15 protein-coding genes are annotated in these 15,732 nt (G+C 67.7%); 6 read left to right on the top strand and 9 right to left on the bottom strand.

The genetic code is table 11. From position 1 onward, the window contains the following. Position 1: 1 nt before the first annotated feature. The 8 genes from EPK82_RS14160 to EPK82_RS14125 all read right to left on the bottom strand — a co-directional run bounded on the left by EPK82_RS14160 (position 2) and on the right by EPK82_RS14125 (position 8,489). Positions 2–3,436 carry an AAA family ATPase gene (locus EPK82_RS14160; RefSeq protein WP_134676967.1) on the bottom strand — a complete coding sequence of 1,145 codons (3,435 nt, stop codon included), beginning with the start codon at positions 3,434–3,436 and terminating at the stop codon, positions 2–4. 70 nt (positions 3,437–3,506) lie between these two features. Further along, positions 3,507–4,598 carry a GGDEF domain-containing protein gene (locus tag EPK82_RS14155; protein ID WP_230622805.1) on the bottom strand — a complete coding sequence of 364 codons (1,092 nt, stop codon included), beginning with the start codon at positions 4,596–4,598 and terminating at the stop codon, positions 3,507–3,509. 106 nt (positions 4,599–4,704) lie between these two features. Then, complete coding sequence (locus EPK82_RS14150) at positions 4,705–5,109, bottom strand: MAPEG family protein (protein ID WP_037049667.1); 405 nt, start codon at positions 5,107–5,109, stop codon at positions 4,705–4,707. A gap of 61 nt (positions 5,110–5,170) precedes the next feature. Beyond that, positions 5,171–5,542 carry an SH3 domain-containing protein gene (locus EPK82_RS14145; RefSeq protein ID WP_134676966.1) on the bottom strand — a complete coding sequence of 124 codons (372 nt, stop codon included), beginning with the start codon at positions 5,540–5,542 and terminating at the stop codon, positions 5,171–5,173. Positions 5,543–5,611: 69 nt separating this feature from the next. Beyond that, positions 5,612–6,043 carry a hypothetical protein gene (locus tag EPK82_RS14140; protein WP_134676965.1) on the bottom strand — a complete coding sequence of 144 codons (432 nt, stop codon included), beginning with the start codon at positions 6,041–6,043 and terminating at the stop codon, positions 5,612–5,614. Positions 6,044–6,098: 55 nt separating this feature from the next. Next, complete coding sequence (locus EPK82_RS14135) at positions 6,099–6,680, bottom strand: NAD(P)H-dependent oxidoreductase (RefSeq protein WP_134676964.1); 582 nt, start codon at positions 6,678–6,680, stop codon at positions 6,099–6,101. 163 nt (positions 6,681–6,843) lie between these two features. Next, on the bottom strand, positions 6,844–8,073 hold the full coding sequence (gene sbcD, locus EPK82_RS14130) for an exonuclease subunit SbcD (protein ID WP_134676963.1): 1,230 nt from the start codon (positions 8,071–8,073) through the stop codon (positions 6,844–6,846). Further along, positions 8,070–8,489 carry an Lrp/AsnC family transcriptional regulator gene (locus EPK82_RS14125; RefSeq protein WP_037049681.1) on the bottom strand — a complete coding sequence of 140 codons (420 nt, stop codon included), beginning with the start codon at positions 8,487–8,489 and terminating at the stop codon, positions 8,070–8,072. The genes sbcD and EPK82_RS14125 overlap by 4 nt, the downstream gene beginning before the upstream one ends. 122 nt (positions 8,490–8,611) lie before the next feature. Here EPK82_RS14125 and yjeH point away from each other — a divergent pair, with 122 nt between their 5' ends. The 5 genes from yjeH (at position 8,612) to EPK82_RS14100 (ending at position 13,999) form a co-directional block, all read left to right on the top strand. After that, the gene (gene yjeH, locus EPK82_RS14120) at positions 8,612–9,874 is read left to right on the top strand and encodes an L-methionine/branched-chain amino acid transporter (RefSeq protein WP_037049684.1); all 1,263 of its coding nucleotides are present in this window, start codon (positions 8,612–8,614) and stop codon (positions 9,872–9,874) included. A 153-nt stretch (positions 9,875–10,027) separates the two neighbouring features. After that, positions 10,028–11,353 carry a TAXI family TRAP transporter solute-binding subunit gene (locus tag EPK82_RS14115; protein WP_134676962.1) on the top strand — a complete coding sequence of 442 codons (1,326 nt, stop codon included), beginning with the start codon at positions 10,028–10,030 and terminating at the stop codon, positions 11,351–11,353. A 474-nt stretch (positions 11,354–11,827) separates the two neighbouring features. Then, a complete protein-coding gene (gene yejK, locus EPK82_RS14110) occupies positions 11,828–12,835 on the top strand; it encodes a nucleoid-associated protein YejK (protein WP_037049760.1) in 1,008 nt (335 codons plus the stop codon). A 1-nt stretch (position 12,836) separates the two neighbouring features. Further along, complete coding sequence (locus tag EPK82_RS14105) at positions 12,837–13,682, top strand: polyphosphate kinase 2 family protein (protein WP_134676961.1); 846 nt, start codon at positions 12,837–12,839, stop codon at positions 13,680–13,682. Next, a complete protein-coding gene (locus tag EPK82_RS14100) occupies positions 13,679–13,999 on the top strand; it encodes a glutaredoxin family protein (protein ID WP_037049770.1) in 321 nt (106 codons plus the stop codon). The genes EPK82_RS14105 and EPK82_RS14100 overlap by 4 nt, the downstream gene beginning before the upstream one ends. A gap of 3 nt (positions 14,000–14,002) precedes the next feature. Here the strand turns inward: EPK82_RS14100 and qhpR are convergent, their stop codons facing one another. Next, the gene (qhpR, locus tag EPK82_RS14095) at positions 14,003–15,073 is read right to left on the bottom strand and encodes an AraC-like transcriptional regulator QhpR (protein ID WP_134676960.1); all 1,071 of its coding nucleotides are present in this window, start codon (positions 15,071–15,073) and stop codon (positions 14,003–14,005) included. Positions 15,074–15,449: 376 nt separating this feature from the next. Between qhpR and EPK82_RS14090 the strand changes: the two genes are divergently transcribed. Further along, a partial coding sequence (locus tag EPK82_RS14090) for an aldehyde dehydrogenase family protein (RefSeq protein WP_134676959.1) occupies positions 15,450–15,732 on the top strand: 283 nt, incomplete at its 3' end.

Here is a 15,732-nt window from a genome sequence, read left to right as displayed (position 1 = left end):
GCTACGCTCCTTCCTTCACCGCGAAACGCGCATCGAGCCGGCTGTAGCCGAGGCCGACGCCCTTGTGTACCCGCAGCTGCACGGGAATACGCTCCTTCATCGCCTCGACGTGACTGATCACGCCGATGGTCTTGCCGCTGGCGTTGAGGTTGTCCAGGGCGTCCAGCGCCACCTCCAGGGTCTCGCCATCCAGCGTGCCGAAGCCTTCATCGAGGAACAGCGAGTCGATACTGGTCTTGTGGCTGACCAGATCGGACAGCGCCAGGGCCAGGGCCAGGCTGACCAGGAAACTCTCGCCGCCGGACAGCGTGCGGCAATCACGGGCCACGTCGGCCTGCCAGGTGTCACGCACCTCCAGCTCCAGCTCGCCGCTGCTCTTGCGCGCCAGCTGGTAGCGGCCGTGCAGGCGGGTCAGCTGGCGGTTCGCCAGGTGGATCAGGTGATCGAGGGTCAGGCCCTGGGCGAACTTGCGGAACTTGGCGCCATCGGCCGAACCGATCAGGCCGTTGAGTTGCTGCCAGAGGGCATGCTCGCCCTCCTGTGCGGCGATTTCGGCGAACAGCGCCTGCTGGCTGCTGCGCCGTGCCGCGTCGGCCTGAAGCTGGGCCCGCACCTCACCCTGGCGCTCGCTCAATGCACGCAGGCGATCCTGCAGGGCCTGGATCTGTTCGCCCAGCTCGGCCAGGCTCAGGGCGCTCTGCGCCTCGCCCTGGAGGCGCTGTACCTCGGCCTGCGCCGCCGCCTGCAAGGTCGCCGCCTGGGTGTGCGCGCGCTCCAGATCGGCCTTCAGCTGCAGCAGGCGCTGACGTTCATCATCACCCAGCAGCGCCGCTTCGAACGCCGCCTGGTCGGCGAACGGGCTGCCGGCCAACGCCTGCTGCCAGGCCTGCTGGCAGTCATCCAGGCGCGCCTGCAGGCGTGCCTGCAACGCCACCTGGGCCTGCTCGCTGCCGGCCAGGCCATCGCGTTCACGCTGCGCGGCGGCCAAGCGCTCGGCGGCCTCGCGCCAGGCCTGCCGTGAATCGCTCACGGCTGCAGGCTCGGCCAGGTCAGCCACGCCTGCGGCCTGCCAGCGCTGCAACCACTGCGCAGCCTGCGCCTGGTCCTCGTCCAGCTGTCGCTGCGCCTCGTGCTTCTGCTCGAGCAACTGCTGCTCGCGTGCCTGCGTGTCGCGCCAGGCCTGCCAGGCCGCCTTCTGCTGCGCCAACCAGCCCTCGCCGTCGGCCGGCAGTTCGCTGGCGAAACCCTCCAGGCTGGCCAGCAATGCCTGGGCCTGCTGCGCCTGCCCGGCCTGCAGATCGTTCAGGTCGGCCTGTTGCTCGGCCAGACGCGCCTGGGTGTTGTCCAGATCGCGTTCGAGCAGGGCCTGCTGCCGCTGTGCTTCGCTCTGCTCACGCTCGGCCGTCTCGCGCAGCTCGCGCAGACGCTGCAGTTCGGCCTGCTGCTGTTGCACGGTCTGCAGACGCGCCTGCAGCGCCGCCAGCGCCTGCTCGTGCTGCTGTTGCATGGGGCCGAGCTCGGCAGCATCGTGCAGGCGGATGTCATGCTCGCTCAGTTGCTGCTGCCATTGCTGATCCAGCGGCTGCAACTGCGCCTGGGCCTCGGCCTGCTGCGCGTGCAGCTGCTCGATCTGCGCGGCCAGGCGGGTCAGCTCGTCACGCAGGCTGGCCCCCTGGTTCTCCAGCTCGCCCAGGTCGCTGCGGCACTGCGCCAGCGCCTGTTCGGTGGCGGAGACATTCAGCGCCTGGTACTGCTCGATCGCCGGATGCTCATGCGAGCCGCACAGCGGGCAGGCCTCGCCCGGCTGCAGGCGGGCGCGATGGGCCTCCAGGTCGTGGATGCGCTGTTCCTGCTCCAGCAGCTTTTCCTTGTCGGCGCACTGCTGCTTGAGCGCCTTGTAGCGCTCGCGCAGCGCGCCGATCTCGGTATTCCTGTCCGTCTGCAGACGCTGCAGTTCGGCCAGGCGCGGCGGCAGCGCGGCGAGTTGCCCGCCCAGCGTCTCGCGGCGCTGCGCCAGTTGCTGCAAGCGGTCGAACACGCGGCTGCGCGCCTGCTGGCCCTGCACCTCCTGCCACAGGCCCGCCTCTCCCGCCGCGCCCAGCAGGTCCTGCACGCTGGCCTGCTGCTGCGCCTCGGCAGCGCGCGCCTGCTCCAGCTGCTGTTGCAGCGTGGTCAGACGCGCGCCCTGCGTCTCACGCTGGCGCTGCAGCGCGGCGAGCTGCGTGGCGGATTCGCTCAGCCGCGCCTGCGCCGCCTGCACGCCCTGCTCGTCCCTGGAACGCTGGGTGAAGCGCTCGTCCCAGCCGCTGAGCAGCTCGCCCAGACGCGCATGCTGGCTGCGCTCGCCCAGCCAGGCCTGCACCTCGGCATACTGCTGCTGCAGCTGCGTCAGCGCGGCCTGACGCTGGGCACAACCGTGCGCGGCATAACGGCTGGCCTGCCACAGCGCCAGCCGCTCACGTTCGGCGCAGGCCTGCATCCGTTCGCGCAGCGCGAGCAGGTCGTGCTCGGCCCGCTCGTGCTCCTGCCGCGCCTGCTGCCAGGCCTGGTGCAGGGGCAGCAGGCGCGAGGCCGGCTCGCTGGCAGCCAGGCGCTGCAGCTCATCGCCCGCGTCGGCCTGGCGCTGCCGGGCCTGTTGCACGGCTTGCGCCGCTTCGGCGGCCTGCTGCTCGGCACGCTGCAAGGCTTCTCGCCAGCGCTGCTGCCCTTGCAGCGCCTGTTGCTCGGCGAGCAGCGGCGCCTGCTCCTGCGCCAGGCGCTCGGCTTCGCCCTGCAGCTCGGTGCGCTGCGCTTCATCCAGCAGTTCCATGCCCTGGGCGCGGCTTTTCAGCAGGCCCAGCGCCTGCTCGGCAGCCTTGGTGCGTTCGTAGACCTGCTGGGAAATCCGCCCGTAGACCTCGGTGCCGGTCAGTTCTTCCAGCAGTTCGGCACGCTGGTTGGCGTTGGCCTCGAGGAACGCGGCGAAACCGCCCTGGGCCAGCAGCATGGATTTGGTGAAGCGCTCGAAGTCCAGACCGGTCAGTTCGGCGGTCAGGCTCTCCTTCTCGCGGATCCTGTCGGTGAGGATTTCGCCACCCTCGATGCGCGCCAGCTCCACCTTGGGTGCCTGCAACGCGCCGTCGACCTTGTCCCGCGCTCGGCGCTGGCTCCAGAACGCACGGTAGCCCTGCCCCCTGACCTCGAACTCGACTTCGGCCAGGCAGTCGGCGGTGTGCCGGGTCATCAGCTCGTTGCCGCTGGCCGACAGCGTGCTCATGCGCGGCGTGCGGTGATAGAGCGCGAGGCAGATGGCATCGAGCAAGGTGGTCTTGCCGGCGCCGGTCGGCCCGGTGATGGCGAACAGGCCGCTGCCGGCGAAGGGCTCGGCGGCGAAGTCGATCTTCCACTCCCCCTTCAGGGAGTTGAGGTTCTTGAGGCGCAGGCTGAGGATTTTCATGCACAGGTCGAAAGCCGTTGGAGGCGGCCATTCTGGCATTCTCCGCCGCGCGCTGCAGGCCCGAATGCCGCTACAGCGCCTCGACGCGGTCGCGGCCGCTGGCCTTGGCCCGATACATCGCCTTGTCGGCCCGGGCCATCAGTGCCTCCAGAGTTTCGCCTGGGCGGTATTCGGCGATACCGAAGCTGGCGGTCTTGCGCTCGACGGTGTCGAAGGCGAACGCCTGGATACGCCGCCGCAGCGCCTGCACGGCTGCCACGGCCTGATGCGAGCCGATCTCCGGCAGGACGATGAGAAACTCCTCGCCCCCGAAGCGGCCGACCTTGTCCACCGCGCGCACGTTCTCGCGCAGCAGCGTGGCGAACTGGCGCAGCACGCTGTCGCCCACCGCATGACCAAAGGTGTCATTGACGTGCTTGAAATGGTCGATGTCGATCAGCACCACCGAGAACGGCGTGCCGTAGCGGTTGGCCCTGGCCTGCTCGTCGGCGAGGAACGCCTCGGTGCGCGAGCGGTTCCACAGCCCGGTCAGGCCGTCGAGGCTGGCGCTCAGTTCCAGGCTGTCCTGCTGCAGGAACATGCGTTTGTGCGCCTTCTCCAGCAGGAAGGCACTGAGCAGCCCGAAGGAGAACGAGGCGAGAATCCAGATCAGGTGCAGGCGCTGCGGCCCCGGGGTGAGTGAGTGTTCGAGGGTGACCAGGAGAATCGCCGACAGCGAGACCAGTGCCGTGGCCATCGCGCGCTTCAGGGTCAGGCCCGAGATGGCGAACGTCCACATCAGGTTCAGGTAGATTTCCGGCGCGTAGAGCGCGAAGCGTGACGAGCCGAAGTTGAAGTAGAGATTCGACAGCACCGACACGATGGGCGCGCATGACAGCAGGCCGAGCATCAGCGTCTGCCGGCCGGGTCGAAAACTGAGCAGCCCGGTAGCCAGCAGGGCCCCCGGCACCATCAGCGCATGCACGATGAAGCGTGCGAAGGGCTGATCGGTTTCGACATTCTGCTCGATGGCGGCGTAGATCAGGTACAGCCCCATGGTCAGGAAGGCGACATAGCGAATCTGTGGAATCGCCGCCTGGCGATACCAGTCCTCGAAACGCTGTCGGGTCGCATCCGGCACCCCATGCAGCGGGTCCAGCAACCGGGCCAGTGTCGTCAGCACCCTAGCACCCCTGTCCATTTGCCATCATCGACAGCATAGATCGCTATTGCCGGATCGGCGTCGTCACGCGCAGTCCAGACTCCAGTGTCGGCCGCGAGATTCGTTGCTAGCCATGCAGATAGCGCTGCAGCACCAACGCCCAGAGCCCGAGCGCGGCCAGGAAGTTGAGGGTGAACACCAGGCCGCGCAGGCGCACGTTGCCGGTGCCGATCTGTACCAGGCTGTGTGCCAGGCGCCCGCCGATGAAACCCCACGCCAGCCAGGTCGCGAGCGGCGACTGCACGCCGGCCTGGATCAGCAGCAGGCAGGCGACGTAGAACAGCAGCGGCCATTCGAACTGGTTGGACAGGTTGGCGCTGATGCGCGGCTCGACCTCGGCCCAGGGGTTCGAGCCATCGGCGCGCCGCCCGATGCCCCAGATACTGGGCGCACGCGCCAGGGTCAGGAGCACATAGAGAAAGCCGGCCAGACCGACATGGGCCAGCATCGGCGCGATCAAGGCATGGCTCATGACGGCCGCTCATGCAGGCGCTGCCCTGCGGCGGACAACGCGGTCGATGACAGTCGGCGGCTCATCGCGCGGCGCCCTCGGCCTGCAGATTTTCCAACGGCACCCAGCCCGACGCGTCGCCACTGCTGCGCTGGCACCAGGCCCAGCCATTCAGTTGTCGCCCGGCCAGCACCCGCTCGCCCATCACGACGTCCAGCTCGCGGGCGCTATAGTCCTCGCGCGCGCGGCCCCGGTCGCCGGCGATCACCTCGATGATCTGCTGCGGGACCCAGCCGCCGGCCTGGCCCGGCGTGTGGCAGAAACGCCAGTCCTGCCAGTCCTCCGGTCCCTCGTAGACTTCCCCCAGCGTCAGCGGGGCGCCGGCCTCGAACTGGATCGGCTCGGGGTACTCGCTGGTGTGCGCCGTGATGACGCGGTATTCCGTCAGTTGCATGCTCGACCTCTGTATTTCTTGTGGTTTGGCGAACGCTACATGCCGCCGCTCGTCGCTCTGTCGAAGTGCCTAGGCGGCCTGCCAGACCTGGGCCAGGCCGACGCCGTGCAGCGCCGCCAGCCCCAGGCACAGCAATGAGCTCAGGTGCCAGAAGCGCTCGCTGTTGCCGATGATCACCCGCTTGAGCCAGGGAAAGGCCAGGGCCCGGCCGAGGTAGACCAGGGTGATCAGCAGCACCGCCCATTTCGCCAGCGCCAGCTGCGGGCCGAGGCCGGCGGCAGACAGCGTCAGCAGCGCCCACAGCAACAGCACGCAGCCAATGGCGCAGGCCACCACCGGCGGATACCAGTGACGCCGTGCGGCCATCGCCACCAGCTGTTCACCGGCGCCAAGCACCTGGAAACCCCGCGCCCCCCAGAAGATGCAGGCAAAGTGCAGCACGCCGGCCAGCGCCGTCAGCAGCGCCCCCAGCAGCAAGAACCCATTGGCCTGTAGCAACATCACGACTCTCCTTGCCAGGCGCCGGCATCACGGCCGGCGCATCACGTCCGCGCGCTCAGAAACGCGCCCTGATCTTCCTCACGAAGGCGTCGACGCGCGCGCGGTCGGCCTTCTCACTGCGGTAGAACGACAACATCCGGAAGCTGCAGCCCCGGGTACAGGCCCCCAGCAGGGCGAGCTTGAGCACCCGCCTGACGGGCCGGCGCAAGACGAACAGGTCGACCCACCAGGGCGAGCCCAGCGTGGTAACCACCCGCACCTCCTGCAACTGCAACAGGCCCGGGGTGATCGCACCGAGATCGGCGGCATGCTGATAGGCATGGCCCGGCGCCCAGACGCGGTCGAACCAGCCCTTGAGAATGGCCGGGAAGCCGAACCACCAGGTGGGGAAGACCAGCACCAGCGACTGCGCCGCCTGCAACTGACGCAGCTGGGCCTGCAGGTGCCCGGCGTCGAACGCGCCGGCGTAGTAGCTCTGCCGCTCGGCCTCGCTGAGCCGTGGGTCGAATGTGCTGGCGTAGAGGTCCAGCAACTCGATGTCGTAGCCCTTGCCCGCCAGGTGCGCGACGGTTTCATCGCACAGGTGGCGACAGAGGCTGTCCTGCAGCGGATGGGCGAATACCACCAGACACTTCACACACTGATCCTTCAGTTGCGGCGGCTACGGCAGGACAGCGGCCAGCGAGCCTGCGCCCGCATTCGGCACCACCCTCGCAGCACGGGTAGATCGAAAGAGCGTGCACTATAGCGACTTTGCCCCGCGCGGCCAGCGCTGTCGGGCAAAATGCCGCGCCACGCACCTAGCGCTCCTGGCGTTCCTGCACGGCCTCCAGCACCTGGCGATACCGCTCGAGCAGGCGCTGGCTGTCCGCCTCGTCCAGTACCTCCTGTTGCAGGCGCCTGGCGAAGACATCCTCGACGGACAATTCGTCCAGCGTCTCCCGTGCGGCGCTGGCCAGGCTGGCACTGGCGTTGCCACGCTCGCGACGGATGCGCAGCACCTCCACGGCATGCCCCTCGCAGAGGGCGCTGATGCGGCCTTGCAGGTCGCTGAGGTAGTCGTCGGTGCTGACCTGCACCTCCAGCCACACCGGCCGCTCGCCCGTGCCCTGGGCAGCGACCTCGGCGATGGCGCCGGCCAGTTCCTTGAGCGAGCCACGCAGGCTGGCCATGGGCTGAAACACCGGCACGGCCAGCGGCGTGATCGACTGCAGGCTGGCCTCGCCGAATTCCAGCAGCAGCACTTCCTTCTGCTGGCGCGTTTCATCGAACGACAGGGCGATCGGCGAACCGCTGTAGCGCACATGCTCCAGGCCACCGACCTTCTGCGGCCGATGGATGTGGCCCAGGGCGATGTAGTCGGCGGGCGGGAAAGCACTGGTGGGAAAGGCCTCCAGGCTGCCGACGTAGATCTCGCGCACCGACTCACTGGCGCTGGCGCCGACCGTGGTCAGGTGGCCGCTGGCGATGATCGGCAGCGGCTGCCCGATCTCGTTGCGCCGCTCCAGCGCCAGCGCGTGCAGGGCCTGGTAGTGCGCGGCAATGGCCTGTTGCAGCGACTGCTGCTTGTCCTGCGCGCTCTGCCCGGCCTGGCTGGCCAGCACGTCGCGCGGACGAATGAAGGGGATGGCGCAGAGGATGGCGCCCGGCTGGCCGCGGCGATCATTCAGCACCAGCACCTGCTCGGCCAGGTCGAGGCCCACCGCCGGCACCACCTGGGTGCCCAGCTGCGCCAGCAGGCTGCGGCTTTCGCCAAGCATGGCCGGCGAATCGTGGTTGCCCCCCAGGACCACCAGCGCGCAGCCGGCGTCGCGCAGTTCGACCACCAGGCGGTAGTACTGCTCGCGGGCGTAGCTGGGCGGCGCACCGGTGTCGAATACGTCACCGGCGATCAGCAGCACATCCACGGCATGCGCCCGCACCTGCTCCAGCAGCCAGGCGCAGAAGGCCTGGTGCTCGGCCTGGCGGGTCTTGCCCATGAAGTGCTGGCCCAGGTGCCAGTCGGAGCTGTGCAGCACGCGCAGGCTCATAGCGGCCAGTCCTGGACGACGATGTGGGTCTTGACCCGCTGCATCTGCGGGAAGGCCTCGATGGCCGCGCGGACCTCGCTCAGGCGCGCCATGCTCGGCGCCTCGACCAGCACCAGCATGTCGGTTTCCCCGCTGATGCCGCTGCAGTGGCGAATTTCCGGGTATTCACGCATGCGCTCGACGTAATCCTGGCAACGGGCGTTCTGGTAGAACAGTTCGAGGAAGGCCTTGACCCCACCCTCACCCGGCGCCGCGACCTGGGCGTGATAGCCGCGGATGACGCCGCTCTGTTCCAGGTGGCGAATGCGCTCGCTGACAGCCGAGCGGGAAAGACTGACCTCGCGGGCGATCTGGCTGACGGAGGTGCGCGCGTCGCTGCGCAGCAGAGCGAGGATCTGGCGATCGAACTTGTCCACGGTGTTTCTCGAGCGGCAATCAGGTTGACGGGAAGAACCGCCATTTCGTCGGTGAAAGGCGGCAGCCTGTAATCAGGCGGCGGCTTACCATAGCGGGATCTGCAAAGGCGTGAGCATACCCCATGAGTCGACTCAACAAGGAGCTGGGCCTGCTGCAGGGCATTGCCCTGCTCAGCACATCGCTGCTCGGCACTGGCATCTTCGTGGTGCCGGCACTGGCGGCCACCGCCGCTGGCGAGGCGTCGCTGTGGGCCTGGCTGATGCTCATCGCCCTGGTGCTGCCGGTGGCATTCACCTTCGCCCAACTGGGCAAGCGCTTCCCCCACGCGGGCGGGGCACCGCACCTGATCGGCCGCGCCTTCGGCCTGCGCATGGAGAGCGTCAGCGCCCTGCTGTTTCTCGCCGTGCTGCCCGTGGGCCTGCCGGCGGCCCTGCATATCGCCAGTGGCTTCTGGCTGGCCCTGTTCGACCTCGACCGCAGCGACCTGCTGATCATCGAGCTGGCGACCCTGGGCGCCATCCTCCTGCTCGGCCAGCGCCCGCCCAGGGCCTCGGGCCTGCTGCAGGGGCTGATCGCCGTGGCCATCGTCGCCAGCGTGGCGCTGATCTGGTGGATGGGCGACCTGCCCCATGCCGACCAGCCGCTGTTGCCGGCGCTGGACGGCCAGTGGCACCTGCTGCCGACGGCGCTGGGGGTGATGTTCTGGTGCTTCGTCGGCATCGAGGCCTTCACCCATCTGGGCGAGGAGTTCAAACACCCGCAGCGGGACTTCCCGCTAGCCTTGCTGCTCGGCGTGCTGCTCGCCGGCCTGGTGTACTGGGCCTGTTCGGTGGCGGTCCTGAGCTTCGCCACCTACGGCGACGTGCACAGTGACACCACCGCCCTGCCCCGGCTGTTCGAGCAGCTGCTCGGCGAGCGCGCCCGCGTGCTGGTGGCGGTGCTCGGCTACCTGGCCTGCTTCGCCTCGATGAACGTGTACATCCAGGGCTTCGCCCGCCTGATCTGGAGCCTGGCCGACGAGGGCCGCCTGCCTGCCCGGCTGGCGGTGCGCAACGCCCATGGCGTTCCCGGCCGGGCCTTGCTGCTGGTCGTGATCAGTTGCGCGCTGTGCGCGCTGCTCTCGGCCGTGCTGCAACTGTCGGTGGATGACCTGATCCGCTACGCCAACGGCAACTTCGTGCTGATCTACCTGCTCAGCATGGCCGCAGGCTGGAGCCTGCTGCATGGTATCTGGCGCCTGCTGGCCGGACTCAGCGCAGTGCTGTGCAGCGCGGTGCTGGTGATGCTCGGCAGCGACGCCCTGTATGCCGTGGCGCTGTTTGCCGCCTTGCTGCTGTTGAGCCACCTGCGCGACAGGCACAAGGCGCTGGCGCAGGGTGGATGACGCTCTTTTCGCGCAAGGCGCTGTCGCTGGACGGGTGAAGCGTCGTCCACCCTACGTCCGTCAGCCGCATTGCTACCGGCCAGCCGCGCTACAGATGACCTCGGGGCGCATGGGGTTCTATCCTTACCCTGAACCCAGCCCCAAGGAAGCCCCATGCGCCGCGTACTCAACGACCTGAAGATCATGATCCTGGCCAACCTGTGGATCGTCCCGGTGGTGGCCGGCCTGGTCTGGGCGCTGTTCCAGTTCGTCGCGCCGCCACCGCCGATGAGCGCCAGCATGGCCACCGGCACCCAGGGCGGGGCCTACCAGCAGTTCGCCGAACGCCTCAAGGAAGAACTGGCCAAGGAGGGTTTCGAACTCAGCCTGGTGCCGACCTCGGGCTCGCGCGACAACCTGCAGCGCCTGCTGGCCGATGACCCGGCCGTGCAGATCGGCCTGGTGCAAAGCGGCCTGGAGCGGCAACTGTCGCCGGACGAGCAGACGCGCCTGCAGAGCCTGGGGGCGATCTATCAGGAGCCGCTCTGGCTGTTCTATCGCCGTGAAACCGGCCTGGACCGCATCGCCGACCTGTTGCCGCTGAAGCTCGGCCTGGGTGGCGAGGGCAGCGGCACCCGCGCTGCCAGCGACGCCATCCTCGGCGCCAACGCGATCCTGCCCGAGCAGTATCCCGACACCTGGCAGAACATCGGCGGCGGCAAGGCCGCACGCGCACTGCTGGCCGGCGAGCTGGACGCGGCGTTCTTCGTCGGCCCGGCGGAGAATGCCCTGGTGCAGCAACTGGCCGCCAACCCCGATATCGCCCTGGCGCACTTTCGTCGCGCAGCGGCCTACGAGGCGCGCCTGCCGTTCTTCAACCAGGTGACGGTCGGCGAAGGCCTGCTCGACCTGGCCAGCAACGCACCGGACCGCGACATCGTCACCCTGGCCCCGGTGGCCACCCTGGTGGTCAACGACGACTTCAACCCCGGGCTGGTGCCGCTGTTTCTCGAGGCCAGCCGCGAAGTGATGAGGAACGGCACCCTGCTCGATACCGCCGGCGCCTATCCCAGCGCCGAACCGCGCACCTTCGAACTGCACAAGGATGCCGAACACTACTACGCCAAGGGCCTGCCGATCCTGCAGCGCTACCTGCCGTTTCGCATCGCCTCGCTGGCCGACCGCTACATCATCCTGCTGATCCCGCTGATCGTGGTGATGATCCCGCTGTTCAAGGCCGTCGGGCCGATCTACCAGTGGCGTATCCGGGCGCGCATCTATCGCTGGTACAAGTACCTGCGCGAGATCGACCGCAAGCTCCACGCCGGCTCGCTGCCGGACGAGCTGGACAGCGAGATCGAACGCCTGGAGAAGCTGGAGGACGAACTGGCGGCGGTGGAAGTGCCGCTGTCCTACTCCAACCAGCTGTACGAGCTGCACCTGCACGTGCGCTACGTGGTCGAGCGCCTGAAGACCCTGCAGCAACGCCGCCAGCCGTAGGGTGGGTCGCGCTTCATCGATCCACCATGCCCGGCAACGCCTGACGGACAGCCCGGCATCCACCGCGCCGACTCACCCACGGTGGATGTAAAAAGCGACATCCACCCTACGTGGCGGCACCGCGCACCAATGCATCCGCACCAGACCGTAGGGTGGATCACGCTTCATCGATCCACCATGCCCGGCAACGCCGGGCGAACAACCCGGCATCCACCGCGCCGACTCACCCACGGTGGATGTAAAAGGCGACATCCACCCCACGCGACCGTAGGGTGGATCACGCTTCATCGATCCACCATGCCCGGCAACGCCGGGCGAACAGCCCGGCATCCACAGCGTCGACTCACCTATGGTGGATGTAAAAGGCGACATCCACCCCACGCGGCTGCACCGTGCGCCGATGCATCCGCACCAGAATCCGTCACCCGCTTCGGGTAAACTGCGCCCCTGTTTCATTTGCCCATCGAGACCGCCATGCCGATCCGTCACTGCATCGTCCACCTGATCGACAAGAAGCCCGACGGCAGCCCCGCCGCGCTGCATGCCCGCGACAGCGAGCTGGCCACGTCGCAAGCCATGGAGAACCTCCTGGCCGACCTCAACGAGAGCTACAACGCCAAGCAGGGCAAGGCCTGGGGCCTGTTCCACGAGGAATCCGGCGCCTACCCCTTCAGCGGCTGGCTCAAGGCCTACCTCGATGGCGAGCAGGACTTCACCGCCTTCAGCCGCCAGGCCGTGGAACAGCTGCAGAAGCTGATGGAAGAGTCCAACCTGTCCACCGGCGGCCACGTGCTGTTCGCCCACTACCAGCAGGGCATGACCGACTACCTGGCCATCGCCCTGCTGCATCACAGCGAAGGCGTGGCCGTCACTGACGCGCTGGACGTGACCCCGGCCAAGCACCTGGACCTCGGCCAGCTGCACCTGGCCGCACGCATCAACATCAGCGAGTGGCAGAACAACAAGCAGTCCAAGCAGTACATCTCGTTCATCAAGGGCAAGAACGGCAAGAAGGTCTCGGACTACTTCCGCGACTTCATCGGCTGCCAGGAAGGCGTCGACGGTCCCGGCGAGACGCGCACCCTGCTCAAGGCCTTCAGCGACTACGTGGAAAGCGAGGACCTGCCCGAAGAGCAGGCCCGCGAGAAGACCAAGACACTGGTCGGCTACGCCAGCGGCCAGGCCAAAATGGGCGAGCCGATCACCCTGGAAGAGCTCTCCGGGCTGATCGATGAAGAGCGTCCCAAGGCCTTCTACGAGCACATCCGCAACAAGGATTACGGCATGGCCCCGGAGTTTCCGGCGGACAAGCGCACCCTCAGCCAGTTCCAGCGCTTCACCGGCCGCGCCGAAGGCCTGTCGATCAGCTTCGAGGCGCACCTGCTGGGCTCGAAGGTGGAGTACGACGAAGGCCGCGACATGCTGATCATCCGCCAGCTGCCGACCCAGCTGAAGGATCAGCTCAAGCGCCGCCAGGACTGAGATGGACCTGCGCCTCGGCGACGCGCTACTGGCGAGCTGCCGCTGCCAGGTTGCGGCGCCGCTGGCAGGCGACCCGGCGCGTACCTTCGGCCTCGACAAGCATGCGGCCAAGGCCCGCCTGGCACGACTCCGGCCCTGGCTGCAGGACCAGCAGACACGCCTCTGGGCCAATCGCCGCCAGGCGCTGCTGCTGGTGCTGCAAGGGCCTGACTGCAGTGGCAAGGACGGCGTGATTCGCCGGGTCCTGAGCGCCTGCAACCCACAGGGTCTGAGCATTCACGGCTTCCAGGCGCCGAGCGCGCAGGAGCGCCAGGCACACTTCCTCGAACGCTATCGCCAGCGCCTGCCGGCACCGGGCATGCTCGGGGTGTTCAACCGCAGCCACTACGAAGCGCTGATCTGCGACCCGCTCGACGGTTTGTGCGGCGAGGACGAGCTGCCCACGCGTCTGGCCGAGTTGCTGGCGTTCGAGCGCCAACTGCCTGCCCGCGGCATCCATGTGCTCAAGTGCTACCTGCAGATCGACGCCGACGAGCAGTACCAGCGCCTGCGCCAACGCCTGGAAAAGCCGGAGAAACGCTGGAAGCTCAAGCGCAGCGACCTGCAGTCGCATCGCCAGTTCGCAGAGCGCCAGCGCCGCTGGAGCGACCTGCTCAGTGCCAGCCACAGCGCTGATGCGCCCTGGTACGTGATCCCCGCGCACAAGCGCTGGCTACGCGACCTGCTGCTGGCCAGCCTGCTGGCGCGTGAGCTGGAGCGCCTGCAATTGCAGTGGCCGGATCGCCCTCCACCCTTTACTCTGGCGCAATTGCAAGCCGCCACCCCGCACAAGGACGTGTCCCGATGAAGAAGATCCTGCTGATTCTCGCCGCCCTGGCCCTGTTCCAGCACTGGGACAAGCTCGAGCGCTGGCTCAACCCGCCACAGGCCAGCACCGCCAGCGGCGAGATCGTGCTCTATGCCACCAGCTGGTGCGGCTACTGCGCCAAGACCCGCGAACTGTTCGCCGCCGATGGCATCGCCTATCGCGAAGTGGATATCGAGAAGGACAGCGCCGGCCGCGCCACCTACCAGGCCCTGGGCGGACGCGGCGTGCCAGTGATCGACATGCGCGGGCAGGTCATCCACGGCTACGACGTGCGCGCCATCCGCGCGGCCTACTGAGCCTCAGGCACCTTCACGCCGCCACTGCCGCGGGCTGATGCCGAACCAGCGGCGGAAGGCCCGCGAGAACGCGCTGGTTTCCGAATAGCCGAGCAACAGGGCCAGCTGCGAGATCGGCAGCTGCGGCTCACGCAGGTAGCGGTTGGCCAGTTCGCGGCGCACGTTGTCCACCAGTTGCGAGAAGCTCAGGCCCTGCTCGCGCAGGCGCCGCTGCAGGGACCAGCTGGTCATGCCCAGCAGCTCGGCCACCTCATCCAGCGCCGGCTCGCCGTACAGCAGGCGCTGACGGATCTGCTCGCGTACATCGTTGACCATGTCCCGCTCGCCACGGCCGCACAGGCTGCTGATCTGGTTCAGCGAATCCTGCATCACCATCAGCAGCACCGAATCGCTGTCCGGCATGGCACGGTTCAGGCCGCGCTTGGGAATCAGCAGCGAGTTGAATGGCTGCTCGAAGTACACCGGCGCATCGAACACCTTACAGTGCTCATGCCAGCACTCCGGTCGCGGGTGCTCGAAATGCACGGCGCGCGGCGCCCATTGGCTGCCGAGCACATGACGCACCAGGTTGAGCACCATGCCCAGGGTCAACTCGGCGTCCTGCCGCCGACTGAGAATGGCGCCATGGCGCACCTGATAGTCGAAGCGGTAGCACTCGCCCTCGTCGACCAGGCGAATCAGGCTGTTGCGCTGATGCAGCGGGAAGGCCCGCGCGAAGTTGATCAGCGCCTGTTCGAGCGTGGCCGAGCACAGCCCGATGTAGCCCAGCAGGCCGAGGGCCTGGGGCTTGAACTGCTGACCGTAGTACAGACCGAAGTTGTCGCAGCCGGACTGGTGCGCGGCCTCCTCCAGCACCTGGCAGTAGTTGGGCAGCGCCAGGCTCAGGGTCGGGTGGCGCAGGCACTCGGGGTCGATGCCGGATACGCCGAGAATGCGATCCGGATCACCGCCGTGCTTTTCGATGAATCCACACAGGCCGCTCGCCGCCGCTGCCAGCACACCGGCATTGGCCGGGGCACCGGACAGGAGCGAGGCACCGAGCGTAGCGCCGGCCTGAGAGAGAAAGGAACTCATCAGGTCCTCCTTCGTGACAATGGCTGTTCGAAAGCAAGAAACACGCCGCACCAACCTGAGGCAGCCAGCCAGGCGTTTCCAGCCTCGACGCGACATCAAAGGGCAGCGCCATGCCTGGCGAGTGAGTCGTTTTGAAACACTCGCACCAAAACAAGGCGGCCGAGTTGACCCATTGCGACACGCCCCGCCAGCGTCAGACGAAGTTGACTTTGCACGACAGCACCTCGCCCTTGCGGTCAAGTTGCGCAGATGAAATCGGCTCATGATCGGTCCGAGCCCCAGGGTTCGCTGTCGCTCGATCCGAGCCGCCCCCTGGCTGGACATCCCAGCTCACCTGCTACGCACAACTAGAACAACATCGTTTCGGAGAACGCTCATGCTCTATGCCAAACCCGGTACCCCTGGCGCCGTCGTCACCCTCAAGCCGCGCTACGGCAACTACATCGGTGGTGAATTCGTCGCCCCGCTCAGCGGCCAGTACTTCAGCAACACCAGCCCGGTCGACGGCTCGGTGATCGCCGAATTCCCCCGTTCCAACGCCGCCGACATCGACAAGGCGCTGGACGCCGCCCATGCCGCCGCCGACGCCTGGGGCCGCACCAGCGTGCAGGAGCGTTCGCACATCCTGCTGAAGATCGCCGACCGCATCGAAGCCAACC

Source organism: Ectopseudomonas khazarica (assembly GCF_004521985.1).
GTDB lineage: Bacteria > Pseudomonadota > Gammaproteobacteria > Pseudomonadales > Pseudomonadaceae > Aquipseudomonas > Aquipseudomonas khazarica.
Note: the sequence above shows the minus strand (reverse complement) of the source record. Positions and strands in the feature narration are given on the sequence as shown.